Origin of the sequence: Streptomyces sp. NPDC049541, assembly GCF_044465725.1 — a bacterium.
Lineage (GTDB): Bacteria > Actinomycetota > Actinomycetes > Streptomycetales > Streptomycetaceae > Streptomyces.
Window position 1 is genome coordinate 214,203 of sequence record NZ_JBITLY010000005.1, and the last position, 24,479, is coordinate 238,681.

The following is a 24,479-nucleotide window of genomic DNA, read 5'->3' on the forward strand; positions in this document are numbered from 1 at the left end:
TCCTGCACTCCAGTGCAAGCTTTGCAAGGGATCGATGCGTGTGACGCAATCAAGTGGGCTGGATCTGAATCTGCTGGTCGCCCTGGACGTGCTGCTGGAGGAACAGAGCGTGGGCGGCGCCGCCCGCCGGCTGCACCTGTCCGAACCGGCGATGTCCCGCACCCTCGGCCGGATCCGCAAGGCGCTCGGCGACCCGGTGCTGGTGCGGGCCGGCCGGCAGATGGTGCCGACGCCGCACGCGCTGGCCGTACGGGCCGAGGTCAGTGCGGTGGTGGAGCGGGCCCGCGCGTTGTTCGCGCCGGGCCGGGACGCGGACCTCAGGACCGTGCAGCGCACCCTCACGATCATCGGCCACGACGCCGTCCCCGCCGCCTGCGGCGCCGCCCTGTTCGCCCGCGCCGCCGAGGAGGCGCCCGGCATCCGTGTCCGGTTCCTGGCGGAGAGCCATGTGGACGCACCGGTGCTGCGCGAGGGGACCGCCGATCTCGAGATCGGGGTGGTGGACACGACGGCACCCGAGGTGCATGTGGAGGCCCTGTACGAGGACCGGATGGTGGGGGTCGTACGGGCAGGGCACCCGTTGCTGGAGGGCGAGCTGACCGTGGAGCGGTTCGCCTCGGAGGCCGGTCACCTGACCGTGTCGCGGCGGGGCAGGCTGCACGGGCCCGTGGACACCGCACTCGCCGAACTCGGCCTGAAACGGCGGGTGGTGGGGGCGGTCGCCACCTTCCCGGCCTCGCTGTTCATCGTCCGGGACACCGATCTCGTCGGACTGATCAGCTCGTGGGCCCTGCCGGCCGCGGCGAGCCTGGACCTGGTCACCTTCGAGGTCCCGCTCAAGCTCCCGCCGCTCCACCTCGGCCTCGCCTGGCATCCGCGGCACGACGCGGACCCGGCCCACGCCTGGCTGCGGCGGACCGTGCGGGAGGTGCTGGCCCAGTGGTCAGCCGGCCGGGCCTGACAGCCGTTTCTCGAACCAGTGGTCGCCGTAGACGTGGTCGACGTAGGCGGGGATCTCGGTGTAGCCGGAGGACCGGTACATCGCCTGCGCCTCGGTGAGGCTCGCATGGGTGTCGAGTCGTACGACCGTGCAGCCGCGCGCGACCGCCGCGTCCTCCAGGGCGCCGAGGATCCGGCGGGCGAGGCCGAGCCGCCGGGCCTGCGGGTGCACCCACACGTGCCGGATCTCGCCGACACCGGGCTCCAGACGGCGCAGCGCGCCACAGCCCACCGGGCGGCCCTCCTCGTACGCGACGAAGAACGCGCCCGCCTCCCCGGACACCTCCTCCGGCCCCACCAGGTCGGACTTGTCGAAACCCTCGGGGAAGCGTGCGTCGATGTCGGCGGCGTACGCGTCCAGGCAGGCGCGGGCGTCGGGGGAGCCGCCGTCGACGAGTTCGACGGTGATCGCGGCCAGCCGCAGCAGGCGCTGCGAGGTGGCCATCGCCTCGATCAGCTGCGCGCGCTGCCCAGGAGCGAGGCTGTCCAGCAGGCCCGCCGCGAGGGCGTTGGCCCGGCGGTTCTGCTCCTTGACCTCGACGCGTCCGGCGGGCGTCGGTTCGGCCATGCGCAGCCGGTTGTCGTCCGGGTGCACACTGAGCCGCACCAGGCCCTGTGTCTCCAGCGCCTTCGTCATGCGGCTGAGGTAGCCGGCGTCGAGGCCGAGGCGGCTCCTGAGCTCCCTGAGGGAGACCCCGGCCGGGGTCTCGGCGATCTCGAACAGCAGACGGGCCTCGCCGAGCGGGCGGTCCTGGCCGAGGTAGTGATCGTCCAGCGCCCCGATACGGCGGGTGAAGTAGCGGTTGAACCGGCGGAGCGCCGCCACCTGCTCCGTCGACACCGGCTCCGTATGCCCTGGCTCCATTCTTTGACTCTAGTCAAAGAATATCGGGGCGTCCATCCCTGCTCTCCGTGTCCGTCCCTTGGCATTCCGCTTCCACCCGTCCCACCCGCCCCTCTATGCTGATGGTTTGTCAACTGAACGTCTGACAACGGTCTTTCCACGCATCGGGGGAGTTCGCGTGAGCACCGCGTATGTGCCACAGCAGCCGCAGCCGACGACGCCCACAGGGGCGCCACCCACACCACCGCCCACTCCGCCGCACGCCAGCGAGGCGACCCGGCTGCTGTGCGCGGGCACCTATCTGGACTCCGGTTACCGCGACCGCGTGATCGAGGAACTGCACCTCAACGAGCAGCGGATCGTGGCGCCCTCGCTCGGCTTCGACGCCGCCCGCGTCCTCGCGCACGCCCTGCGCGCCCGCCGCCAGGAGCTGCTGTGGGCCGGGGCGATCCTCGGGCTGTGGGTGGTCGGCTCGGTCCTCAGCGGAGGGCTGCTGCTCTTCTTCCTCTGGCCGAGCGTGCTGCTCGCCCTCGCGCCGTGGGTCAGGGGGCGCGGCGAACAGCCGCCGCTGTACCGCCGGATCGCCGCGTTCCTCGTCCGCTGGTGGGGCCGTGCCTTCTTCGCGACGATACTGGCCCTGCTCGTCGTCGCCGCGTTCGGCGGCGGCTCGGACGACAGCTCCTCCTACGGTTCGTACGGCTCGGACTACGGCTACGGCTACTCGGACTCGCCGAGCGTCAGCGATGCGTTCTCGCCGAGCGGCATCGCCGACGTGATCAAGCCCTGGCAGGCCTGGCTCACGCTCCTCGTGTTCGCGCTCATCGCCTGGTGCGTGCACGTCCAGCGCCACCAGTTCAGCCGCGCCCTGGCCGCCGAGCTCTCCCCGCAGCGCTTCCCGGACGCCGCCTCCGACCCGGCCGAGCAGGCCGAGAACCCCCGCTTCCAGCGACTGAAGCAGCGCATCCGCATCGAGCAGCACGCACCGCTGGTCATGTACCACGAGGCGCGTCCGTTCTGCGGGGCCGGAGCGGCGTACAACACCTGGGTGCTCGCCGTCGAACTGCGGCGGGACGAGCTGAAGAAGCAGCAGCCGCTCAGCAACCGCGCGATCCTGGAGCGGATCCGCCCGCTGCTCGAACAGCTCCGCGTCCCGGCCGAGTACGCGGGCCCCGGCGTCCGCGACCGGCTGCGCTGGCTGGAGATCGACGAGTGCGTGTTCCTGCCCGCGGAGGGGCTGCTCACCCGGGACCAGGCGCCGTACACCCCGCAGGCCTTCGAGGAGCACCGGGCGCGGGCGGTCGAGGAGGGTGCCGAGAAGCGGCGCCACTTCCTGCGCATCCGCGTCGGCGGCTGGGAGGAGGAGCTGGTCGTCACGGTCTTCGTGCGCATCCACACCCAGGGCCGGATGCTGATGCTGGAGATCGCACCGCATGTGCTGACGCCGGTGCGTGCGGAGTTCAAGGACGCCGACCGCACGGCGCACCGGTTCCGCAACAACAACGTGCTGGGCAAGGCGGCCGGCGCCGTCGTCCTGGTGCCCGCCTCGGCGGGGCGCTCGCTCGCCCAGCTCGGCCGCGGCCTGGTGTACGTGTGGCGGCTGCTGACCGGCGGGTACGCGGGCGCGCTGCCCGACGGCCCGGCGCTGTCGGTGCGCGAACTGGGCTCGGTGCAGACCGGTTCGCTCTTCCAGGAGATGGACGTGGCGCGCTATCTCAAGAGCGTGCAGGACCGGGTCGCCAACGGGGTGCGTGCCGCCCTCGCCGAGGCCGGTTACGAGACCGGCGAGTTCATGCAGAAGATCGTTAACATCAGCAACGGCGACGTCAACATCGGCAACATCTCCGGCAGCAACCACTCGATCGCTGCGGGCATGCAGAACTCCGCCTCGGCGTCCTACTCCTCTGGTTCCAATGTCACGGGCGGCGCGGCGCCGCAGAAGGGGGCCGACAGCGATGGCCAGTGAACAGCCGAGCATCAACATCGGTGACATCTCGGGCAGCAACAACGCGGTCGCAGCCGGCCACAACGCAAGCGCCCAGAGCCATGTCCACCAGGGCACGGGAGCGCAGCCGGACGAGGAGACCCGGCAACTCCTCGCGGCCGTGCGGAAGTTGCGGGAGGACCTGGCGCTGGTGAACAGCACCGAGCAGACGGTCGCACTCGGCCAGGCGCTCGCCGACACGGAGACCGAGATCACCCGCACCGGCCAGGCGGCGCCCACGCGCCGCCAGCGTCTGCGTGAACTGCTCACCGACTCCCAGGCCCTGGTCACCTTCCTGTCCTCCGCCGGCGCCCTGGCCGGCCTCCTGGGGCGGTGAGCGCGACACCATGAGCGGGGGACAGCGGTACTGGAACGAGGACACCCAGCGCTGGGAGGACGGCACGGGCGGGCCCGCGGCGGCCGAACCGACGCTGCCGACGCCGGTGCAGGAGGGGGCGCAGATCACGGCCCCGGACTACCCGGCACCTCCGACCTCGACCCCCACGGTGGGGATGGAGACTCCCCCTGCGGGGACAGGCACCCCCACCGTGGGCGCACAGGGCTGGCCCGGCAGCGGTGCGGACAGCGCCTGGCACGGTCCGGGGGCCGGGGGCCCCGTGCCCGAGTGGTCCAGTGGTGCCTCCTGGACACCACCCGAGCCGCTCCCCGCGCCCGCCCCCGCCCCAGGGCTCAACCGGCGGCTCGTCTGGTCCGTGGTCGTCGGTGCCGCCGTCGTCGGGGTCGCCGTGAGCCTCGTTCTGACCCTGGTCGTCGGCAAGGACGACGGCTCGGGGAAGCAGCACGTGGCGGCGAGTCCTGCCCCCTCCGCGACGGCCTCCGCTGCGCCGGACCTGTCCCAGTCGCCGTTCGCCGACGACACGGCATCGCCGTCCCCGTCGGCCTCCGCGCCGCCCGCGGGGTACGAGCTGCGTGACGACACGGAGGGGTTCCGGATCGCGACACCCGAGGGCTGGTCGCGCAGCAGCGTCGCTTCGATGTTCGGGATGGCCGTGGTCAACTACCGCAGCGCCGACCGGACACACCGGCTGCAGGTGTACCAGGTCGCGGAGTCGTCGCCCGAATCCTCCTTCGAGCTGTACCTGTCCGACCAGACCAAGAAGCCCGCCGGTTTCAAGAAGCTCGATCTGCAGAAGCTCGACGACGGCGAGTTCACCGGCTCCCGGCTGGAGTACCAGGCCCACACGATCAAGGGCGAGCCCGACGTCGGCACCTGGCACGTCTACGACGAGCGCTTCACCGCGGCGGACGGCAACATCTACGCCATCGCCTCCTACGGCCCCGACTCCGACAGCCACGAGGACCAACTCGCCCAGCTCACCACGGCGTTGGACTGGTTCTGCCCGCCCTACACGACCTGCGACCCGGACCCGGGCACCGACTGACCGCTCTCCGTTTGCATTCCGTTCCTGTTTCGCCCTGTTTGCCCGCATTTTCAGTGACGCAGCGCACTTTCCGCCATGGATTGCGCATGCAACCGAAGGCGGGGGGCAGGCGCTCACGGTCCTCATGAGGGACATACGTGTCACTCAGGGGCACCGAACAGGAACGGAAGGCAATACGGATCATGGCGGAGAGAGCGGAAACCCAGGGGCTGGACGCGCAGGCGACCATCCACGTGGCCGGGGAATGGCGAGAAGCCTCCTCGGGTGCCACGCGCGAGATCATCGACCCCGCGGACGGCCAGGGCTTCGCTCTGGTTGCGGAGGGCGACGAGAAGGACACCGACCTGGCGGTCGCGGCCGCCCGGCGCGCCTTCGACCACGGCGACTGGCCCCGCACCCCCGTGGCCGAGCGCGCGGCGCTGCTGCGCCGCGTCGCCGACCTCCTCGTGCGCGACCGCGAGCGGCTCGGGCTGCTGGAGAGCCGTGACGCCGGAAAGACCGTCGAGGAGGGCCGGGTCGACATCGACTGCGTCGCCGACGCCTTCCGCTACTTCGCCGACCTGGTGGCAGGCGAGGCCCCGGGCCGGGTCGTCGACGCGGGCTCGCCCGACATCCACAGCGTCGTCGTGCACGAACCCGTGGGGGTCTGCGCGCTGATCACCCCCTGGAACTACCCGCTCCTCCAGGCCAGTTGGAAGATCGCCCCGGCCCTCGCGGCGGGCAACACCTTCGTGATCAAGCCGAGCGAGATCACCCCGCTCACCACCATCGCTCTCATCGACCTGCTCTCCGAGGCCGGGCTCCCCACCGGCGTCGCGGGCATCGTCACCGGCCCCGGCCACACGGTCGGCGCCCGGCTCGCCGAGCACCCCGACGTCGACCTGGTCTCCTTCACCGGCGGCCTGGTCAGCGGCACCAAGGTCGCGCAGGCCGCCGCCCCGAGCGTCAAGAAGGTCGCCCTGGAACTCGGCGGCAAGAACCCCAACGTCGTCTTCGCCGACGCCTGCGCGACGGACGAAGGGTTCGACACCGCCGTCGACCAGGCCCTGAACGCGGCCTTCATCCACAGCGGCCAGGTCTGCTCGGCCGGCTCCCGCCTCATCGTCGAGGAGTCCGTACGGGAGCGCTTCGTCGCCGAACTCGCCCGCCGCGCCGCCCGGATCCGCCTGGGCCGCGGCACCGAGGACGGCGTCGAGTGCGGCCCCCTCGTCTCCGCGCAGCAGCGCGCCAAGGTCGAGTCGTACGTCGCCTCCGCGCTGGCCGAGGGCGCGGTGCTGCGGACCGGCGGCCAGCGCCCCGAGCCCTCTCCGGAGCGCCCCGCGGGCGGCTACTTCTACGAGCCGACCGTCCTCGACCAGTGCCACCGCGAGATGCGCGTCGTGCGCGAAGAGGTCTTCGGGCCCGTCCTCACGGTGGAGACGTTCCGTACCGAGGACGAGGCCGTCGCCCTCGCCAATGACACGGAGTACGGACTCGCGGGTGCCGTCTGGACCGCCGACGCGGGGCGGGCCCGGCGGGTGGCCGGCCGGCTGCGGCACGGCACGGTCTGGATCAACGACTTCCATCCCTATCTACCGCAGGCGGAGTGGGGCGGGTTCGGCAAGAGCGGGGTGGGGCGTGAGCTCGGCCCCGCGGGGCTGGCCGAGTACCGCGAGAGCAAGCACGTCTATCAGAACCTGGCGCCTCGGCCTGTGCGCTGGTTCGGCGGTTGATGCTGCCGGGCGACTACGGATTTGCCGCGGCGGTCGTCCGTCGTCTGCAGCGCCCTCGTGGCTGATCGCGCCCGCGCGGCGGAGCCGCACATCGCCACAGCCCCGCGCCCCTTCGGTGCGCTCCCGGCGCCCCCCTCAAGACTTACCAGGAGTTACCCCCCATGCCCGAGAACACCCAGATCTACGACTACGTCGTCATCGGCGGCGGTACCGCAGGGTCCGTCATCGCCTCCCGCCTCACCGAGAACCCGGACGTCACCGTCGCCGTCATCGAGGGCGGCCCCAGTGACGTCGGCCGTGAGGACGTGCTGACGCTGCGCCGCTGGATGGGCCTGCTCGGCGGTGAGCTCGACTACGACTACCCCACCACCGAGCAGCCACGCGGCAACTCGCACATCCGGCACAGCCGGGCCCGGGTGCTCGGCGGCTGTTCCTCGCACAACACGCTGATCGCCTTCAAGCCGCTGCCGTCCGACTGGGACGAGTGGGAGGAGGCCGGCGCCAAGGGCTGGGGCGCGGTGCCGATGGAGGCGTACTACGCCCGGCTGAAGAACAACATCGTCCCGGTCGACGAGAAGGACCGGAACGACATCGCCGACGACTTCGTCGACGCCGCGCAGCACGCGCTCGGTGTCCCCCGGATCGAGGGCTTCAACCGCGCGCCCTTCACCGAGGGCGTGGGCTTCTTCGACCTCGCCTACCACCCCGAGAACAACAAGCGGTCCTCGGCGTCGGTGGCGTATCTGCACCCGGTGATGGACGAGCGCGAGAACCTGACGATCCTCCTGGAGACCTGGGCGTACAAGCTGGAGCTGAACGGCACCCGGGCCGAGGGCGTGCACGTCCGCACCAAGGACGGCGAGGAGATTCTCGTACGGGCGCGCAGCGAGGTGCTGCTCTGCGCCGGTGCCGTCGACTCGCCGCGGCTGCTGCTGCACTCCGGCATCGGTCCCCGTCAGGACCTGGAGGCGCTCGGGATACCCGTGGCGCTCGACCTGCCGGGCGTGGGCGAGAACCTGCTCGACCACCCCGAGTCGGTGATCGTCTGGGAGACCCACGGCCCCCTGCCCGAGAACTCCGCGATGGACAGCGACGCCGGGCTGTTCGTGCGCCGCGACCCCGGACACCAGGGCCCTGACCTGATGTTCCACTTCTACCAGGTGCCCTTCACGGACAATCCGGAGCGGCTGGGCTACGAACGGCCCCGGTACGGCGTCTCGATGACGCCCAACATCCCGAAGCCGAAGAGCCGCGGCCGGCTGTACCTCACCAGCGCCGACCCCTCGGTCAAGCCCGCCCTCGACTTCCGCTACTTCACGGACGAGGACGACTACGACGGCCGCACCCTGGTCGACGGCATCCGCATCGCCCGCGAGATCGCGCAGACGGAGCCGCTGGCGAGCTGGCTCAAGCGCGAGGTGGCCCCCGGCCCGCACCTCACCGGCGACGCGGAACTGAGCGAGTACGCGCGCAAGGTCGCGCACACCGTGTACCACCCGGCCGGCACCTGCCGTATGGGGGCGAGCGACGACGAACTGGCCGTCGTCGACCCGCAGTTGAGGATCCGCGGTCTGGAGGGCATCCGCATCGCGGACGCCTCCGTGTTCCCGACCATGACCGCCGTGAACCCGATGATCGGAGTGCTGATGGTCGGGGAGAAAGCCGTAGACCTGATCGGAAGTGGTGTGTGATGAACGCGACGAACGTGATGAGCAAACCTGTCTTCTCCGTCGAGGGCCTGTGGAAGGTGTTCGGCCCCAAGGCCGACCGCGTCCCCGCCGATGCCGGACTGACCTCGCTGCCACCCGCCGAACTCCGCGCCCGCACGGGCTGCACCGCCGCCGTCCGTGACGTCTCCTTCGACGTGCGCAAGGGCGAGGTGTTCGTGGTGATGGGCCTGTCCGGCTCCGGCAAGTCCACACTGGTGCGCTGTCTCACCCGGCTGATCGAGCCGACGGCCGGCACGATCGCCATCGACGGCGAGGACGTCCGCGCCATGGACAGGTCCCGGCTGCGCGAACTGCGCCGGCACCGCGCCGCCATGGTCTTCCAGCACTTCGGCCTGCTGCCGCACCGCACGGTCCTCGACAACGTGGCGTACGGCCTGGAGATCCAGGGCGTGGGCAGGTCCGAGCGGCGGGCACGCGCCCAGGAGGTCGTCGCCAAGGTCGGTCTGGACGGCATGGAGCAGCGCCGCCCGAGCCAGCTCTCCGGCGGTCAGCGCCAGCGCGTGGGTCTCGCCCGCGCCCTGGCCGTGGACCCCGAGGTCCTGCTCTTCGACGAGCCGTTCAGCGCGCTCGACCCGCTGATCCGGCGGGACATGCAGGAGGAGGTGGTCCGCCTGCACCGCGAGGAGGGCCGCACGATGGTCTTCATCACCCACGACCTGAACGAGGCCCTCAAGCTCGGCGACCGCATCGCCCTGATGCGCGACGGCCGGGTCGTCCAGCTGGGCACCCCGGAGGAGATCGTGGGCAGCCCGGCGGACGACTACGTCCGCGAGTTCGTCCGGGACGTGCCGCGCGAGCAGGTGATGACGGTGCGTACGGCCATGCGGACCGCACCCGCGGGGGAGCCGGTCAACGGACCGGCGCTCGCCCCGGACGCGACGGTCTCGGAGGCCATCGAGGCCGTCGCCCGCGCAGGCGCCCCGGCCCGCGTGATGGCCGACGGCCACTGCGTCGGAACGGTGGACGCGGACACGCTGCTGAGCGTGGTGGCCGGCACAGCCACCGCAGCTGCGGGCAGTCGTGCCGCGGGGGCGGCACCCGTCCCACAGAAAGCGGCACCGGCCGAGCGTCGGCCGGCGACCCCGCCCCCCACCACGGACATGGAGGGCGTGTAATGGCAACGGTCACTGCATCCGCCCCGCGCGCACTGCCCGGCGGCCTGCTGAGGCACCGCGCGTTCCAGAAACTCCTGTTCCTCGCCCTCGCCGCCGCGGTCCTCGTCCCGCTCGCCAACGCCAGGTGGGCCAGCGGCAGTTGGCCCGCCGCCCTCACCGTCGACCTCACCAAGCCGCTGACCACCGCCAGCAACTGGATCATCGACAACCGGGACAGCAACCCCCTGTTCCTCTACTTCTTCGGCTACATCAGCAACGCCGTCGTGATCTCCGTACGCGCCGTGTACCTGGTCCTCCTCGCCGCGGGCTGGGCCGGCGTCACCGCCGTCGGCGCCCTCGTCGCCTGGCGCGTCGCCGGAGTGCGGCTCGCCCTCGGCACGGGCGCCGCGTTCCTGGCCTGCGGTCTGCTCGGCATGTGGGTGCCGACCATGCAGACCCTCGCGCTGATGGTGGTCGCCGTACTCGTGTCGGTCGCCGTCGGCGTGGTCCTCGGGCTCGCCGCCGGGCTCTCCGACCGTCTCGACCGCGGCCTGCGCCCGGTCCTCGACACCATGCAGGTGCTGCCCGCCTACGCGTATCTGCTGCCCGTCGTCCTGATCTTCGGCATGGGCGTGCCCGCCGCCGTCCTCGCGACCGTCGTCTACGCCGCCCCGCCGATGGCCCGGCTCACCGCCCTCGGTCTGCGCGGCGCCGACAAGGAGGTTCTGGAGGCCGTCGACTCGCTCGGCGCCACCGCGCCCCAGCGCCTGCTGACCGCCAGGATCCCGCTGGCCCGCAAGGAGCTCCTCCTCGGTCTCAACCAGACGATCATGATGGCGCTGTCGATGGCCGTCATCGCCTCCGTCATCGGCGCGGGCGGCCTCGGTGACCGCGTCTACCAGGCGCTCGCCTCGGTCGACGTGGGCGCGGCGCTCGCGGCCGGCATCCCGATCGTGCTGCTCGCCGTCGTACTGGACCGGGTGACCGGCGCCGCGGGCGAGCAGTCCGGCGAGGAGCCCGGAAGTCTCCGCCCGTGGCTCTACGCCGCTGCCGCCGCCGTGGCCGTCGCGCTCGCCGGACGGCTGGCGGGCCGCCTCGACTGGCCCGACTCCTGGACGTTCGACATCGCCGAGCCGGTCAACCGTGCCGTCGACTGGATGACCGCGCACCTGTACTCGGGCGTGCCCGTCGTGGGCGGCACCGCCGACTGGGCGGGCCACTTCACCACCTGGGTGCTGAACCCGGTCCGCAGCGGCCTGCAGGGGCTGCCCTGGTGGTCGGTCCTGCTCGTCGTCGCCGCTCTCGCGTGGCTGATCGGCACCTGGCGCACCGCGCTCACCGCGGTCCTCGCCATGGCCGCGATCGGCGTGCTCGGTGTGTGGCAGCCATCCCTCGACACGCTCTCCCAGGTGCTGGCCGCCGTCGCCGTCACCCTCGTCCTGGGCTTCGCGATCGGTATCGCGGCGGCCCGCAGCGACCGGTTCGAGCGGCTGCTCCGCCCCGTCCTGGACGTCTTCCAGACGATGCCGCAGTTCGTGTACCTGATCCCGGTGGTCGCGCTGTTCGGCGTGGGCCGCGCGCCCGCCGCGGCGGCCGCCGTCGTCTACGCGCTGCCCGCCGTCGTCCGCATCACCACCCAGGGCCTGCGCCAGGTCGACCCGGCCGCCCTGGAGTCGGCCCGCTCGCTCGGTGCGACCCCCGCCCAGCAGCTGCGCCAGGTGCAACTCCCGCTCGCCCGCCCGGCGTTGCTGCTCGCCGTCAACCAGGGCGTGGTCCTCGTCCTCGCCGTCGTCGTCATCGGCGGTCTGGTCGGCGGTGGCGCGCTCGGCTACGACACCGTCTTCGGCCTGGCGCAGGGCGACCTGGCGACCGGCCTGGTGGCGGGCGCCGCGATCGTCTGCCTCGGCCTGATGCTCGACCGGGTGACCCAGCCGACCGAACGCCGCACGAAGAAGGGAGCGTGACATGCGACTTCGTACGAGGATGAGTACGACTCTGGCTACGGCCGCCGCGGTGGGCTCCCTGGTGCTGCTCACCGGCTGCGGTGCCGCCGACATGACCAAGCAGGCGTCCCCGTTCGCAGGCGCGCAGGGCGCCAAGTCCGTGACCCTGTCCGTCCAGTCGTGGGTGGGCGCGCAGTCCAACGTGGCCGTCGCCCAGTACCTGCTCGAGCACAAGCTGGGCTACCGGGTCGACACCGTCCAGGTGGACGAGGTCCCCGCCTGGGACGCGCTCAGCCAGGGCCGTGTCGACGCCATCCTGGAGGACTGGGGCCACCCCGACCAGGAGAAGCGCTACGTCGACGACAAGAAGACCATCGCGCGCGGTGGCGGCCTCGGGGTGACCGGCCACATCGGCTGGTACGTGCCGACGTACCTGGCCAAGCAGCATCCCGACATCACCAACTGGAAGAACCTCAACAAGTATTCGTCGCTGTTCCGCACCGCGGAGAGCGGCGGCAAGGGCCAGCTGATGGACGGCTCACCGTCCTACGTCACCAACGACAAGGCGCTGGTGAAGAACCTGAAGCTGGACTACCAGGTGGTGTTCGCGGGCTCCGAGGCCGCGCAGATCACCCAGATGAAACAGTTCGCCAAGGAGAAGAAGCCCTTCCTGACGTACTGGTACGCGCCGCAGTGGCTGTTCAAGAAGGTCCCCATGACCGAGGTGAAGCTGCCGCCGTACAAGGAGGGCTGCGACACCGACCCGGCGAAGGTCGCCTGCGCCTACCCGCACACCCCGCTGCAGAAGTACCTCAACGCGGACTTCGCGAAGCGGGGCGGCAAGGCGGCGGCCTTCCTGAAGAAGTTCAGGTGGACGACCGAGGACCAGAACGAGGTCTCCCTGATGATCGCCGACCAGAAGCTGACCCCGGAGCAGGCGGCGAAGAAGTGGGTGGACAGCCACGCGTCGACGTGGAAGGCGTGGCTGTCCTGATCACTTCAGCTTGTTCAGCTGCTCGGCCATCCCCTGCAGCACCAGCGCCGCCCAGCGCTGCAGCCCCGGCCCGAACGTGATCCGAGTGGCCCCGAGTTCACCGAGCTCGGCGGTCGAGGGGCCCTTGCCGTCCAGCGTGCCGTGCACATTGACCGGCCCCTGGATCCCGGACCGCAGCAGCGGCAGTACGTCCGCCGGGGCGCCGATCGGATAGATGCAGTCGACGCCCGCGGCGACGTACAACGCGGCCCGCTCGATGGCCCGTTCGGGGTTGCCGTCCCCGTGGCAGAAGGTGTCGACGCGGGCGTTGACGAAGAGCCGGTCGCCCGCCGCGTGCCGCACCTCGGCGAGCCACTCTGCGTGCTCGTGCGGGTCCTTGAGGACACCCCCGTTCGAGTCCTCAAGGTTGCAGCCCACGGCGCCCGCCTCCAGGAGCCGCTCCACCAGCTCCTCGGGTGCGAGCCCGTAGCCGCCCTCGACATCCGCCGACACCGGCACGTCCACGGCGCGTGCGATGCGCGCCACCGCAGCGAACATCTCGTCGGCCGGGGTGGACCCGTCCTCGTGTCCGAGGGCGGCGGCGATCCCCGCGCTGGGCGTCGCGAGCGCGGGGAAGCCGGCCTCGACGAACACCCGGGCGCTCACCGCGTCCCAGGGGCCGGGCAGCACGAGAGGGTCGTCCGGGGCGGGGCGCCTGTGCAGCGCGCGGAAGACGTCCACCTTGCTCACCGGTGCTGCCCCGCCTCGTAGTGGCCCGGAGCCATGCGGCAGGTCACGCCGAACCGGTTCCACGCGTTGATCACCGTGATCGCGGCGATCAGCTGCGCCAGCTCGGGTTCCTCGAAGTGCTTGGCGGCGTGCTCGTACACCTCGTCCCGGACGAAACCGTCGGTCAGCACGGTGACCGCCTCGGTCAGCTCCAGGGCGGCGAGCTCCTTCTCCGTGTAGAAGTGCTTCGACTCCTCCCACGCGCCGAGCTGGACGATCCGCTCGACGCTCTCACCGGCCGCGAGCGCGTCCTTGGTGTGCATGTCCAGGCAGAACGCGCAGTGGTTGAGCTGTGAGGCGCGGATCTTCACCAGTTCCAGCAGCTTCGGGTCGAGGCCCCGCCGGGCGGCCGCGTCCAGGCGGACCATCGCCTTGTAGACCTCGGGGGTGTGCTGGGCCCAGCGCAGCCGGGCGGGCTGCTCGGGCGCGTATGCGGTGGCTTCCTGTGTCGTCATGCCTTCGACCCTAGAAGTGAGGCAGCCCAGCGGTATGGTCCATTCCCATGGCGAAATCCTGGGCCACTTTGGGCGTCGACCTGCATCTGGAGCCGACTGGTCCGGGGCTCCGCAGAGGTCTCACCGACGCCCTGCGCGAGGCCGTCCGCACCGGCCGGCTGGCCCCCGGCACCCGGCTGCCCTCCTCCCGCACCCTTGCCGCGGACCTGGGCATGGCCCGCAACACGGTCGCCGACGCCTACGCCGACCTGGTCGCGGAGGGCTGGCTGACGGCACGGCAGGGCTCGGGCACCCGGGTGTCCGAGCGGGCGGTGAGCCGGCCCGCCGCGTCGGCACCCCGCTCCCGCACCGTCGACCGCCCCGCCTACGACCTGATCCCCGGCACCCCCGACCTGGCCTTCTTCCCCCGCGCCCCGTGGCTCAAGGCCGCCCGCCGCGCCCTCACCGCGGCCCCGTACCAGGCCCTCGACTACGGCGACCCACGCGGCCGCATCGAACTGCGCACCGCCCTCGCCGACTACCTCGCCCGCGCCCGGGGCGTGCGCACCGACCCCGAACGCATCCTGGTGTGCGCGGGCATCTCGCACGGCCTGCGCATCCTCGGCGCGGTACTGCGGGAGCGCGGCGCGAGGACGGTCGCGGTGGAGTCGTACGGCCTGTACGTGCACTGGGACCTGCTGGCTCAGGCCGGTCTGCGGACGGTCCCGCTGCCGTTCGACGAACGGGGCACCAACCCGGGGGAGCTGACGGACGAGGACGCGGTCCTGCTCACCCCCGCCCACCAGTTCCCGATGGGCGGCACCCTGCACCGCGACCGGCGCGCCGCCGCCGTCGACTGGGCGCGGCGCACCGGCGGCCTGCTCGTCGAGGACGACTACGACGGCGAGTTCCGCTACGACCGCCAGCCCGTCGGCGCCCTCCAGGGCCTGGACCCGGACCACGTCGTCTACGCGGGCACGGCCAGCAAGTCCCTCGCCCCCGGCCTCAGACTGGCCTGGCTGGTCCTGCCGCCGGACCTCGCCCGGGAGGCGGCGAAGGCCAAGGGGCACATCGACTCCTGCGGGGCCCTGGACCAGCTGACGCTCGCCGAGTTCCTGACCTCCGGTGCCTACGACCGCCATGTGCGCGCCGCCCGGCTGCGCTACCGCCGCCGCCGGGACGCGCTCGTCGCGGAACTCGCGCGCAGGGCCCCGCAGGTCAGCGCCACGGGCATCGCGGCGGGCCTGCACGTGGTGCTGCGGCTGCCGCCGGGCACCGAGCAGGCGACGCTACGGGCAGCGGCCTGGCAGGGCCTCGCGGTACACGGGCTGCACCGCTACCGGCACCCCGAAGCGACCGTGGAACCGCACGACGCGCTGGTGGTGGGGTACGGGACCCCGCCGGACAGCGCATGGGCGGGCACCCTGGACGCGCTGTGCGCGGCACTCCCGGAATCGGCAGAGCCGTAATCGCACTGTTCTGCGCGGACTTTCGCTCAGGCCGTTTCCGCGGTCGTGGCGTCCGTGGTCGGCGCCTCCCCGAACCGCGCCAGCGCCAGCGCCGCCGCGACCGCGACCAGGAACCCCAGCACCGCAAGCCAGGCCAGCCCGTCCCGGGTACGGTCCCCGAGCCACACCACACCCACCGCCGCCGGCCCGATCGTCTCGCCGATCACCAGTCCGGCGGTGGCGGTGGTCACCGAGCCGCGCTGCAAGGCCGACGTCAGCAGCAGGAAGGCCGCGCCCCCGCCGATGAGGAGGGCGTATGTCGCCGGGTTGGTCAGCAGTTCCGATGGCGCGAGCGAGTCGATCAGCCGCACCGACACCTCCACCACCCCGAACCCGAACCCGGCTCCCAGGCCGAGCACCAGAGCCCGCCCCCGCCCGGACCACCACCCCCCGAACAACCCGAGCAGCAGCACCACGACGGCGATCGCGAGCATCGCGTACTTCAGCGCCGTCGACCCGTCGCGATTCCCCTCGGCCCCGGACGCCAGCCCCAGCATGGCGAGCCCGGCGCACACCACCCCGACCGCACCCCACTCCGTCCCGCTCAGCCGCACCTGCAGCAGTCGCGCCGCGACCACCCCGGTCACCGCCAGGCTGGACGCGAGCGCCGCGGCGACCGCGTAGATCGGGATCGACCGCAGGGCGGCGATCTGAAAGAGGAACCCCAGCCCGTCCAGCGCCAGCCCGGCCAGATACCGCCACTGCCTGAGGGCCCGCAGCAGCAGCGCCGCCTCCCCGCCCCCACCCGTACCGGCCGACCGCGTGGCAACCGCCTGCAAAACCGTCGCGGTACCGAAGCAGACCGCCGCGCCCAGCGCGCACACCATCCCAAAGATCACAAAGTGACTGTAGGGGAGACGCACAGGAAGCGGCGATGCCCCGGCATCCGCTCGCACCGATCTAATGCTTCACATACCTACGCAAGGTCCCAGAACGCCACCGTTTCATCGCCCCCGTCGAGCCGCTCAGATCCCGAGCACCGCCCGCAACTGCGCGAGCCCCCAGTCCAGGTCCTCCTTCGCGATCACCAACGGCGGCGCGATCCGCACCGTCGGCCCATGGGTGTCCTTCACCAGCACCCCGCGCTCCATCAGCTTCTCGGACACCTCCCGCCCGGTGCCGTACCGCGGCGCGATGTCGATGCCCGCCCACAGCCCCCGCCCGCGCACCGCCCGCACCCGGCCCGTGCCGGTCAACGCCCCCAGTTCCCGGTGCAGATGACCGCCCAGCTCCGCGGACCGCGCCTGGAACTCGCCCGTCCGCAGCATCGCGATCACCTCCAGCGCCACCGCACAGGCCAGCGGATTCCCGCCGAACGTCGAACCGTGCTCACCGGGCCGGAACACTCCGAGCACCTCGGCCGACGACACCACCGCCGACACCGGCACGATCCCGCCGCCCAGCGCCTTGCCGAGCACATACACATCCGGCACCACGCCCTCGTGCTCGCACGCGAAGGTCTTTCCGGTCCGGCCGAGGCCCGACTGGATCTCGTCCGCCACGAACAGCACGTTCCGTTCGCGCGTCAGCTCCCGCACCGCGGGCAGATAGCCGGCGGGCGGCACCAGCACCCCCGCCTCGCCCTGGATCGGCTCCAGCAGCACCGCCACCGTGTTCTCCGTGACCGCCGACCGCATCGCCGTCAGATCCCCGTACGGCACGATCTCGAAGCCCGGCGTGTACGGACCGAAGTCCGCCCGGGCCTCCGGGTCGGTGGAGAAGCTGACGAGGGTCGTCGTGCGGCCGTGGAAGTTGTTGCCCGCGACCACGATCTTCGCCATCTCCGCGGGCACGCCCTTGACCCGGTAGCCCCATTTCCGGGCCGTCTTCACGGCCGTCTCCACCGCTTCCGCGCCGGTGTTCATCGGCAGTACCAGCTCCATACCGCACAGCTCGGCGAGTTCGGAGCAGAAGGCCGCGAACCGGTCGTGATGAAACGCCCTCGACGTCAGCGTCACCCGCTCCAGCTGCGCCTTCGCCGCCTCCACCAGCCGCCGGTTGCGATGCCCGAAGTTGAGTGCCGAGTAACCGGCCAGCAGGTCCAGATACCGCCTCCCCTCCACATCCGTCATCCACGCCCCGTCCGCGGAGGCGACGACCACGGGCAGCGGGTGGTAGTTGTGCGCGCTGTGCGCGTCGGCGGCGGCGATGAGCGCGTCCGTCGTGGTCACGGGACCTCCCGGTGGTGTGGCGGTTGCAGCGGCCCCCTCTTCCTATGGTCGCTCGCATGGTGGACGCGGGACCTGCGCTCTCCGGCGTGGCCGGTAGGCTGATCGACGGGTCGTGACTGGCGCGCAAGGATGGGACGGACCATCGGGGAGCGACCCATGCGTGACCGAGTGCCGTGCGCCTGGGCCAGACCGAGAACCGTGACCGCTTGCACGCCACGCCACCCGGAGGCCGACGACATGTCAGAGCAGCAGCCCCTCTCCACCGAGTCCACCGCCTTCCGTGCCGCCCTCGACGTGATCCGCGCCGTCGAGCCGCGCGTCGCCGACGCCATCGGCCAGGAGGTCCACGACCAGCGCGAGATGCTCAAGCTGATCGCCTCCGAGAACTACGCCTCCCCGGCCACCCTCCTCGCGATGGGCAACTGGTTCAGCGACAAGTACGCCGAGGGCACCATCGGCCGCCGCTTCTACGCAGGCTGCCGCAACGTCGACACCGTCGAGTCGCTCGCCGCCGAACACGCCAAGGAGCTCTTCGGCGCCCGCCACGCCTACGTCCAGCCGCACTCCGGCATCGACGCCAACCTCGTCGCCTTCTGGTCCGTCCTCGCCGACCGCGTCGAGGCCCCCTTCCTGGAGAAGACGGGCGCCCGCCAGGTCAACGACCTCACCGAGGCCGACTGGGCCGAACTCCGCCAGGCCTTCGGCAACCAGCGCATGCTCGGCATGTCCCTGGACGCCGGCGGACACCTCACCCACGGCTTCCGCCCGAACATCTCCGGCAAGATGTTCGACCAGCGCTCCTACGGCACCGACCCCGCCACCGGCCTCATCGACTACGAGGCCCTGCGCGTCTCGGCCCGCGAGTTCAAGCCGCTGATCATCGTCGCCGGCTACTCCGCCTACCCGCGGCTGGTGAACTTCCGCATCATGCGGGAGATCGCCGACGAGGTCGGGGCGACCCTGATGGTGGACATGGCGCACTTCGCCGGCCTGGTCGCGGGCAAGGTGCTGACCGGCGACTTCGACCCGGTCCCGCACGCCCAGATCGTCACCACCACCACCCACAAGTCGCTGCGCGGCCCGCGCGGCGGCATGGTCCTGTGCGACGACTCCCTCAAGGACCAGGTCGACCGCGGCTGCCCGATGGTCCTCGGCGGCCCGCTCCCGCACGTCATGGCCGCCAAGGCGGTCGCCTTCGCCGAGGCGCGTCAGCCCTCGTTCCGGGACTACGCCCAGCGCATCGTCGACAACTCCCGCGCGCTGGCGGAGGGCCTGATCCGCCGCGGCGCCACCCTCGTCACCGGTGGCACGGACAACCACCTCAACCTCATCGACGTGGCCACCTCCTACGGCCTGACCGGCCGCCAGGCCGAGGCGGCCCTGCTCGACTCGGGCATCGTCACCAACCGCAACGCCATCCCCGCCGACCCCAACGGCGCCTGGTACACCTCCGGCATCCGCATCGGCACCCCCGCCCTGACCACGCGCGGCCTGGGCACCGCCGAGATGGACGAGGTCGCGGGCCTGATCGACCGCGTCCTCACCACCGCCGAGCCGGGCACCACCAAGTCGGGCGCCCCGTCCAAGGCGCAGCACGTCCTCGACCCGAAGATCGCCGACGAGATCTCCCGCCGCGCCACCGACCTCGTGGCCGGCTTCCCGCTGTACCCGGAGATCGACCTGGGCTGACCAGCGCCCTCTCTTGAGTTGTCAAAGATCGATGGCGTTCGGAGATCGGTGAGGCTCAGCGACCGGTGACGCTCAGAGCTCGATGAGTTCCTGGCGTGGTTCCTCCCGCGGCGGTCCGGCACCCTGCCGGGCCGCCGCGCGGCGTATCAGCAGCGCCCCGCCCGCCCCGACCACGAGCCCAAGAGCCGCCCCGGGCACCGCCCACCGGACACCGCTCCGTGCGGCCCCCTGCCCGGCGGCCCCGTCACCGCCGGTGCCGCTCCCGCCGGGCCCGGCCGCCCCGTCGCCCAGGCCGCTCAGCACTTTCGCCTGCTCCAGCTGCACAAACACCGAGCGGGGTGCCCGATGCCAGCGGATGTCGTCGTCCTGCACGGCCGGTGCGGGATCGGTGCGTATCCAGGGCGTGCCGTCCGCCGCCACGAACAGCTGGTCCTGGCGCTCGACGGCCACGTCACCGCCCGGCGGACGCGTCGTCTGCGGCCAGCCCCCGACGCCCGTCAGCCCCCAGACCACCGTGAAGGCCACCGGTGGATGGCGCCCCTCGACCCAGGCGTCCGGCACCCGCTCCGTCCCCGCGTAGGTGGGCCGTAACAGCTGCCGCAGCCGGGCGAAGGCCGGCTCGCCGGACCGCAGCACCGTCGTCCGCCCGGTGCCGCCCGCGACGATCATCGCCAGGTCGGGGACGTCCCGGACCTGTGCCTGGGCCGCCGCGCCCGCCCCGCCGGATGCCGCGGCCAGCGGCATTCCGCACAGGGCCACCGCCACCACCGCCGTGAAGAGAGCGGCGACCCGCACCCTCGCCCGACTGTCCCGCCACCCATGCATCAAGTCCCCCCAGCGGTCGGTGTCGTACGGCTCTTCTCCGAGCCGCCTGTCACTTCTGGTACACCGCCCGAACCGTCGGGGTTCCCACCCCGACCGCGCTATTTCGAGGGTTTCTCCAGCGACTTAGCGATCTCCACGGCCCGGTGCTCGGACGCCACGCCCTCCAACCGGAGTGTCACGGCCCCCGCCCCGGTCCGGTGGGTCCACAGCAGCGTCGGCCCCGCGGTCCGCTCCCGGCGGGTGAAGCGGTTCCCCTCGGTGTCGACCAGCCAGAAGCTCAGCAGATGGGGGCGGGGGAACCACAGCGCGTAGTCGCGCACACCGTCCGCCGAGGACTCCTCGCCCAGCTCGATCCACTCCGGCGCCTCGCGCAGGACCTTGGTGAAGCCGACGTCCAGCCGCTCCGGGAACTCGTCCAGCCGTACCGTGCGCCCGCCCTCCCGCCAGCACAGGCTCACCAGGAACCGACCGTGTGGCTCGCTCGCTACCGCCGCTGTGTCCGGCATGCCGAGCGCGCCCGGCAGCAGCGGCTCGAAACCGGCCCGGTGCCCGGCCTGTCCGAGCGACACCGATGTGCCGCAGCCCGGCACCGAGGCGCCCGGCGAGGGCACCGCCGACGGGTCGTACCGCACCTGGACCCCGCCGAAGCCGAACCAGTCGAAGACCGCGGCCCGCACCGGGGGCGTGAGCACGAGGACCGTCAGCAGACCGCACAGGACCGTGGTCAGCGTGCGCCACCGCAGCCGGGTCCAGCGGCGGACCGCGCCCAGTCGCTCGCGGGCGCCCCGGGGCTCGGCCACCGGGACCGGCACATGCTCGGCCAGTATCTGCCCCAGCACCCGCTCGACCATCGTCTCGGTGCCGTGAGAACGGCCGTCGGCGTCGCTCCCGGGCGCGTCCAGCGACCGGCCGAGCGCCCGCAGCTCCTCCGGCAGCCGGGAAGGGCTCATCTCGCGCTTCCTTCCGCGGTCACGCCCCCGCGGTCCCCCGCCGTCGTACGCACCCCGTCCCTCACTCACGCTCATCACCCCCTTCCCGAGGCCCGAAATCCGGCAGCAGTCGGCCCAGCTTGCGCAGGGCGCGGTTCAGGCGGGACTTGACCGTGCCGCGAGGCCAGCCCAGGGCCTGGGCCGTCTCGGACTCGTCCATCTCCAGGAGATAGCGGTAGGTGACGACCAGGCGGTGCTCCTCGCTCAGCTTCTCCAGCGCGGACAGCAGCGCCGCACGGCGCTCCGCCTCCAGCGTCGCCACCGCCGGGTCCGCCGACTCCGGTATCAGCGGCTCCGCCTCACCGAGGGCCGCCTCCCGGCCGGCGAGCGTGCGCTGCCGGGCCGCCGTGCGCACTGTGTTCCTCGTCTCATTGGCGACGATCGACAGCAGCCACGGCTTGAAGGCGGCGCCGTCCCGGAACCTGCCCAGCGCGCAGTACGCCTTGACGAAGGCCTGCTGCACCACGTCCTCCGCGTCCGCACCCGCCCCGAGCGCCGCGGCCGCCCTGAGCGCGATGCCCGTATGGGCCCGCACCAGCTGCGCATACGCCTCCGGCTCCCCGGCGCGTACGCGTGCGATCACCGCGGCCTCATCGACGATGCGGCCCCCCTCCCGCGTCCTCACACCCTTGTTACACCGCAGCAGACGGATCGGTTCCCATCTGTTTCCGACCAGTTCCGGATCGACTCGACAGACCTGAGAGAATGGTGAACATGGCCTCTGACCGTCCCCGCGTGCTCTCCGGAATCCAGCCCACCGCAGGCTCGTTCCACCTCGGCAACTACCTCGGCGCCGTCCGCCAGTGGGTGGCCCTGCAGGAGTCCCACGACGCGTTCTACATGGTCGTCGACCTGCACGCGATCACCGTTCCGCAGGACCCGGCGGAGCTGCGCGCCAACACCCGGCTCGCCGCCGCCCAGCTGCTCGCGGCCGGACTCGACCCCGAGCGCTGCACGCTCTTCGTCCAGAGCCATGTGCCCGAGCACGCCCAGCTGGCCTGGGTCATGAACTGCTTCACCGGCTTCGGCGAGGCCTCCCGCATGACCCAGTTCAAGGACAAGTCCGCCAGGCAGGGCGCCGAACGCGCCTCCGTCGGACTGTTCACGTACCCGATCCTCCAGGTCGCCGACATCCTGCTCTACCAGGCCAACGAGGTCCCGGTCGGTGAGGACCAGCGCCAGCACGTCGAGCTCACCCGCGACCTCGCCACGCGCTTCAACGGCCGCTTCGGCGAGACCTTCACCATCCCGAAGCCGTACATCCTGAAGGAGACGGCGAAGATCTACGACCTGCAGGACCCGTCGATCAAGATGAGCAAGTCGGCGTCCACGCCGAAGGGCCTCATCAATCTCCTCGACGACCCCAAGGCCACCGCCAAGAAGGTCAAGAGCGCCGTCACCGACACCGACACCGTCATCCGCTACGACGCCGAGAACAAGCCCGGCGTCAGCAACCTGCTCACCATCTACTCCACCCTCACCGGCAAGACGATCGCCGAGCTGGAGCAGGAGTACGAGGGCAAGATGTACGGCGCGCTCAAGACGGACCTCGCCGAGGTCATGGTCGAGTTCGTGACGCCCTTCCGGGAGCGCACCCAGCAGTACCTGGACGACTCGGAGACGCTGGACTCGATCCTGGCCAAGGGTGCCGAGAAGGCCCGCGCCGTCGCCGCGGAGACCCTCTCCCAGGCGTACGACAAGGTGGGCTTCCTGCCCGCCAAGCACTGACGCACCCCGGCGCACGTATGTGCCACCCGGCAGAGCGCTGCACATCACTACGGTTGCGCCTGCCCGCGACCCAGCCGTGGCCGTACAGTCGATAGCCGACGGCTGAGAACAAAACCGTCACGACGACAGGAGACGACGTGGGGACCGTAACGATCGGCGTGTCGATCGCGGTCCCGGAGCCACACGGCAGCCTGCTCCAACAGCTGCGCGCGGGCTTCGGCGACGCCGCTGCTCACGGCATCCCCACGCACGTCACCCTGCTGCCGCCGACCGAGGTCGACGGCAGTGACCTGCCGGCCGTGGAGGCGCACCTGGCCGAGGTCGCCGCGACCGGCCGGCCGTTCCCGATGCGGCTGTCCGGCACCGGCACCTTCCGGCCCCTGTCACCCGTCGTCTACGTGCGGATCGCCGAGGGCGCCGAGGCCTGCACCCAGCTGCAGAAGCAGCTCCGCGACCCGGCCGGCCCCGTACCGCGGGAACTGCAGTTCCCGTACCACCCGCATGTCACGGTCGCGCACGGCATCGACGACGAGGCGATGGACCGCGCCTTCGAGGAGCTCGCCGACTACGAGGCCGACTGGCCGTGCACCGGCTTCGCCCTGTACGAGCAGGGCGCGGACGGCGTGTGGCGCAAGCTGCGGGAGTACCCCTTCGGCGGGCTGGTGGTGCCGCCGCAGGCCGGGCACGTGGAGCGCGGCTCCCTGCCGGCCCGCTGACGCCGGGCGGCTACAGGGGCAGTCGGCGGAACAGCCCGCGCGGCATGTGCCGCAGCACCGACATCACCACGCGCAGCGTGCCGGGCACCCATACCGTCTCCGAGCGCCGCCGCAGCCCCAGTTCGACGGCCGTCGCGACCGCCTCCGGAGTCGTCGTGAGTGGTGTCTTTGCGAGGCCGGCGGTCATCTTCGACCGTACGAAGCCGGGGCGTACGACCATGACGTGCACGCCGGTGCCGTGCAGCGCGTCGCCCAGGCCCTGCGTGAAGACGTCCAGGCCGGCCTTGCTGGAGCCGTAGATGAAGTCGCTGCGGCGGGCCCGCTCGCCGGCGGCCGAGGAGAGCACCACCAGCGAGCCGTGGCCCTGCGTCTGCAGCGCGCGGGCGCTCACCAGGGCCGCCGACACCGCGCCCGTGTAGTTGGTCTGTGCGACGCGCACCGCCCGGGCCGGTTCGCGTTCGTCGCGCGCCTGGTCGCCGAGGATCCCGAAGGCCAGCAGCACCATGTCGACGTCGCTCTCCGCGAAGACCTTGCCCAGGGCGGTCTCGTGGGCGTCGGGGTCGAGCGCGTCGAAGGAGACGGTGTGCACATCGGCACCGTGGCCGCGCAGTTGCTCCGCGGCCTGCTCCAGGGCGGGCGAGGGACGTCCCGCGAGCCACACCGTCCGGGTGCGGCGCGCGACGAGACGGCGGGCCGTGGCGAGCGCGATCTCGGACGTACCGCCGAGGACGAGCAGGGACTGGGGGAGGCCGAAGGCGTCCTTCACGACAGCAGCTCCTAGGTGGCCGGAGGGCGAGGTGGCGGGATGGGATCGGTCGTGCTGTTTCTCTCGGGTGGCGTCCCGGGCCCTCGGTCGACGTGGCGCATGGTGAGAGGGCGAGGCGGTGGGAGAGGCCGGTCGTGGTGTAGTTCTCGGGTGGCGTCCCCGGACCCCGGGGCGGCGCGGGGCAT

The 24,479-nt window shown here is 71.9% G+C and carries 22 protein-coding genes and 1 riboswitch; of the genes, 13 read left to right on the plus strand and 9 right to left on the minus strand.

Going from position 1 to position 24,479, the window contains the following annotated elements:
- Positions 1-34 precede the first annotated feature (34 nt).
- Complete coding sequence (locus ACIBW9_RS20285) at positions 35-961, plus strand: LysR family transcriptional regulator (protein ID WP_398956834.1); 927 nt, start codon at positions 35-37, stop codon at positions 959-961.
- Here ACIBW9_RS20285 and ACIBW9_RS20290 read toward each other — a convergent pair.
- The gene (locus tag ACIBW9_RS20290; RefSeq protein WP_398956836.1) at positions 944-1,864 is read right to left on the minus strand and encodes a GNAT family N-acetyltransferase; all 921 of its coding nucleotides are present in this window, start codon (positions 1,862-1,864) and stop codon (positions 944-946) included. The two genes, ACIBW9_RS20285 and ACIBW9_RS20290, sit on opposite strands and share 18 nt — an antisense overlap.
- A 157-nt stretch (positions 1,865-2,021) precedes the next feature.
- Between ACIBW9_RS20290 and ACIBW9_RS20295 the strand changes: the two genes are divergently transcribed.
- The 8 genes from ACIBW9_RS20295 (at position 2,022) to ACIBW9_RS20330 (ending at position 12,700) form a co-directional block, all read left to right on the plus strand.
- Positions 2,022-3,806, plus strand: coding sequence for a hypothetical protein (locus ACIBW9_RS20295; protein ID WP_398956838.1), 1,785 nt, complete (start codon positions 2,022-2,024; stop codon positions 3,804-3,806).
- Positions 3,796-4,161: a hypothetical protein gene (locus ACIBW9_RS20300; RefSeq protein ID WP_398956840.1), complete on the plus strand. Its 366-nt coding sequence runs from the start codon at positions 3,796-3,798 to the stop codon at positions 4,159-4,161. Before ACIBW9_RS20295 ends, ACIBW9_RS20300 begins: the two co-directional genes overlap by 11 nt.
- 10 nt (positions 4,162-4,171) lie before the next feature.
- Positions 4,172-5,227, plus strand: a complete 1,056-nt coding sequence (locus ACIBW9_RS20305) for a hypothetical protein (protein ID WP_398956842.1) — start codon at positions 4,172-4,174, stop codon at positions 5,225-5,227.
- A gap of 182 nt (positions 5,228-5,409) precedes the next feature.
- On the plus strand, positions 5,410-6,939 hold the full coding sequence (locus tag ACIBW9_RS20310) for an aldehyde dehydrogenase family protein (protein WP_398956844.1): 1,530 nt from the start codon (positions 5,410-5,412) through the stop codon (positions 6,937-6,939).
- Between the two features lie 161 nt (positions 6,940-7,100).
- Entirely contained in the window at positions 7,101-8,630 is a 1,530-nt protein-coding gene (locus ACIBW9_RS20315; protein WP_398956847.1) for a GMC family oxidoreductase, read from the plus strand.
- Positions 8,630-9,784: a glycine betaine/L-proline ABC transporter ATP-binding protein gene (locus ACIBW9_RS20320; RefSeq protein ID WP_398956849.1), complete on the plus strand. Its 1,155-nt coding sequence runs from the start codon at positions 8,630-8,632 to the stop codon at positions 9,782-9,784. The genes ACIBW9_RS20315 and ACIBW9_RS20320 overlap by 1 nt, the downstream gene beginning before the upstream one ends.
- Positions 9,784-11,727 (plus strand): ABC transporter permease, encoded by a 1,944-nt coding sequence (locus tag ACIBW9_RS20325; RefSeq protein ID WP_398956851.1) that lies wholly within the window; start codon positions 9,784-9,786, stop codon positions 11,725-11,727. The genes ACIBW9_RS20320 and ACIBW9_RS20325 overlap by 1 nt, the downstream gene beginning before the upstream one ends.
- A 19-nt stretch (positions 11,728-11,746) precedes the next feature.
- Positions 11,747-12,700, plus strand: coding sequence for an ABC transporter substrate-binding protein (locus ACIBW9_RS20330; RefSeq protein ID WP_398956853.1), 954 nt, complete (start codon positions 11,747-11,749; stop codon positions 12,698-12,700).
- Here ACIBW9_RS20330 and ACIBW9_RS20335 read toward each other — a convergent pair whose 3' ends face one another.
- Together ACIBW9_RS20335 and ACIBW9_RS20340 are read right to left on the minus strand one after the other, a co-directional pair.
- Entirely contained in the window at positions 12,701-13,429 is a 729-nt protein-coding gene (locus ACIBW9_RS20335; RefSeq protein WP_398956855.1) for an isocitrate lyase/phosphoenolpyruvate mutase family protein, read from the minus strand.
- Positions 13,426-13,923: a carboxymuconolactone decarboxylase family protein gene (locus ACIBW9_RS20340; protein ID WP_398956856.1), complete on the minus strand. Its 498-nt coding sequence runs from the start codon at positions 13,921-13,923 to the stop codon at positions 13,426-13,428. Before ACIBW9_RS20340 ends, ACIBW9_RS20335 begins: the two co-directional genes overlap by 4 nt.
- Before the next feature lie 47 nt (positions 13,924-13,970).
- Between ACIBW9_RS20340 and ACIBW9_RS20345 the strand changes: the two genes are divergently transcribed.
- Entirely contained in the window at positions 13,971-15,371 is a 1,401-nt protein-coding gene (locus ACIBW9_RS20345; RefSeq protein WP_398956858.1) for a PLP-dependent aminotransferase family protein, read from the plus strand.
- Between the two features lie 26 nt (positions 15,372-15,397).
- Here ACIBW9_RS20345 and ACIBW9_RS20350 read toward each other — a convergent pair whose 3' ends face one another.
- Together ACIBW9_RS20350 and rocD are read right to left on the minus strand one after the other, a co-directional pair.
- Positions 15,398-16,237 (minus strand): hypothetical protein, encoded by an 840-nt coding sequence (locus ACIBW9_RS20350; RefSeq protein ID WP_398957630.1) that lies wholly within the window; start codon positions 16,235-16,237, stop codon positions 15,398-15,400.
- Between the two features lie 138 nt (positions 16,238-16,375).
- A complete protein-coding gene (gene rocD, locus ACIBW9_RS20355; protein ID WP_398956860.1) occupies positions 16,376-17,581 on the minus strand; it encodes an ornithine--oxo-acid transaminase in 1,206 nt (401 codons plus the stop codon).
- A gap of 102 nt (positions 17,582-17,683) precedes the next feature.
- Positions 17,684-17,773: riboswitch (ZMP/ZTP riboswitch) on the plus strand.
- Positions 17,774-17,818: 45 nt separating this feature from the next.
- Between rocD and ACIBW9_RS20360 the strand changes: the two genes are divergently transcribed.
- Positions 17,819-19,270 (plus strand): glycine hydroxymethyltransferase, encoded by a 1,452-nt coding sequence (locus ACIBW9_RS20360; protein WP_398956862.1) that lies wholly within the window; start codon positions 17,819-17,821, stop codon positions 19,268-19,270.
- Between the two features lie 72 nt (positions 19,271-19,342).
- On the opposite strand, the gene ACIBW9_RS20365 is transcribed toward ACIBW9_RS20360, so the two are convergent.
- The 3 genes from ACIBW9_RS20365 to ACIBW9_RS20375 form a co-directional block, all read right to left on the minus strand.
- Positions 19,343-20,014 carry a hypothetical protein gene (locus ACIBW9_RS20365; protein ID WP_398957632.1) on the minus strand — a complete coding sequence of 224 codons (672 nt, stop codon included), beginning with the start codon at positions 20,012-20,014 and terminating at the stop codon, positions 19,343-19,345.
- Between the two features lie 179 nt (positions 20,015-20,193).
- Positions 20,194-21,120 carry a hypothetical protein gene (locus ACIBW9_RS20370; protein ID WP_398956864.1) on the minus strand — a complete coding sequence of 309 codons (927 nt, stop codon included), beginning with the start codon at positions 21,118-21,120 and terminating at the stop codon, positions 20,194-20,196.
- Positions 21,107-21,667, minus strand: a complete 561-nt coding sequence (locus ACIBW9_RS20375; protein WP_398956866.1) for an RNA polymerase sigma factor — start codon at positions 21,665-21,667, stop codon at positions 21,107-21,109. The genes ACIBW9_RS20370 and ACIBW9_RS20375 overlap by 14 nt, the downstream gene beginning before the upstream one ends.
- Before the next feature lie 131 nt (positions 21,668-21,798).
- On the opposite strand from ACIBW9_RS20375, the gene trpS reads away from it, so the two are divergent.
- Positions 21,799-22,812, plus strand: a complete 1,014-nt coding sequence (gene trpS, locus ACIBW9_RS20380) for a tryptophan--tRNA ligase (protein ID WP_398956868.1) — start codon at positions 21,799-21,801, stop codon at positions 22,810-22,812.
- A gap of 137 nt (positions 22,813-22,949) precedes the next feature.
- Complete coding sequence (locus tag ACIBW9_RS20385) at positions 22,950-23,528, plus strand: 2'-5' RNA ligase family protein (RefSeq protein WP_398956870.1); 579 nt, start codon at positions 22,950-22,952, stop codon at positions 23,526-23,528.
- 10 nt (positions 23,529-23,538) lie between these two features.
- Here the strand turns inward: ACIBW9_RS20385 and ACIBW9_RS20390 are convergent, their stop codons facing one another.
- Positions 23,539-24,294, minus strand: coding sequence for a decaprenylphospho-beta-D-erythro-pentofuranosid-2-ulose 2-reductase (locus tag ACIBW9_RS20390; RefSeq protein WP_398956872.1), 756 nt, complete (start codon positions 24,292-24,294; stop codon positions 23,539-23,541).
- Positions 24,295-24,479 lie beyond the last annotated feature (185 nt).

Bases quoted from the DNA above. Each gene is read 5' to 3' on its own strand.
- ACIBW9_RS20285 (WP_398956834.1), top strand. From the start codon at position 35: ATGCGTGTGACGCAATCAAGTGGGCTGGATCTGAATCTGCTGGTCGCC.
- ACIBW9_RS20290 (WP_398956836.1), bottom strand. From the start codon at position 1,864: ATGGAGCCAGGGCATACGGAGCCGGTGTCGACGGAGCAGGTGGCGGCG.
- ACIBW9_RS20300 (WP_398956840.1), top strand. From the start codon at position 3,796: ATGGCCAGTGAACAGCCGAGCATCAACATCGGTGACATCTCGGGCAGC.
- ACIBW9_RS20305 (WP_398956842.1), top strand. From the start codon at position 4,172: ATGAGCGGGGGACAGCGGTACTGGAACGAGGACACCCAGCGCTGGGAG.
- ACIBW9_RS20310 (WP_398956844.1), top strand. From the start codon at position 5,410: ATGGCGGAGAGAGCGGAAACCCAGGGGCTGGACGCGCAGGCGACCATC.
- ACIBW9_RS20315 (WP_398956847.1), top strand. From the start codon at position 7,101: ATGCCCGAGAACACCCAGATCTACGACTACGTCGTCATCGGCGGCGGT.
- ACIBW9_RS20320 (WP_398956849.1), top strand. From the start codon at position 8,630: ATGAACGCGACGAACGTGATGAGCAAACCTGTCTTCTCCGTCGAGGGC.
- ACIBW9_RS20325 (WP_398956851.1), top strand. From the start codon at position 9,784: ATGGCAACGGTCACTGCATCCGCCCCGCGCGCACTGCCCGGCGGCCTG.
- ACIBW9_RS20330 (WP_398956853.1), top strand. From the start codon at position 11,747: ATGAGTACGACTCTGGCTACGGCCGCCGCGGTGGGCTCCCTGGTGCTG.
- ACIBW9_RS20340 (WP_398956856.1), bottom strand. From the start codon at position 13,923: ATGACGACACAGGAAGCCACCGCATACGCGCCCGAGCAGCCCGCCCGG.
- ACIBW9_RS20345 (WP_398956858.1), top strand. From the start codon at position 13,971: ATGGCGAAATCCTGGGCCACTTTGGGCGTCGACCTGCATCTGGAGCCG.
- ACIBW9_RS20350 (WP_398957630.1), bottom strand. From the start codon at position 16,237: ATGGTGTGCGCGCTGGGCGCGGCGGTCTGCTTCGGTACCGCGACGGTT.
- ACIBW9_RS20360 (WP_398956862.1), top strand. From the start codon at position 17,819: ATGTCAGAGCAGCAGCCCCTCTCCACCGAGTCCACCGCCTTCCGTGCC.
- ACIBW9_RS20365 (WP_398957632.1), bottom strand. From the start codon at position 20,014: ATGCCGCTGGCCGCGGCATCCGGCGGGGCGGGCGCGGCGGCCCAGGCA.
- ACIBW9_RS20370 (WP_398956864.1), bottom strand. From the start codon at position 21,120: ATGAGCGTGAGTGAGGGACGGGGTGCGTACGACGGCGGGGGACCGCGG.
- trpS (WP_398956868.1), top strand. From the start codon at position 21,799: ATGGCCTCTGACCGTCCCCGCGTGCTCTCCGGAATCCAGCCCACCGCA.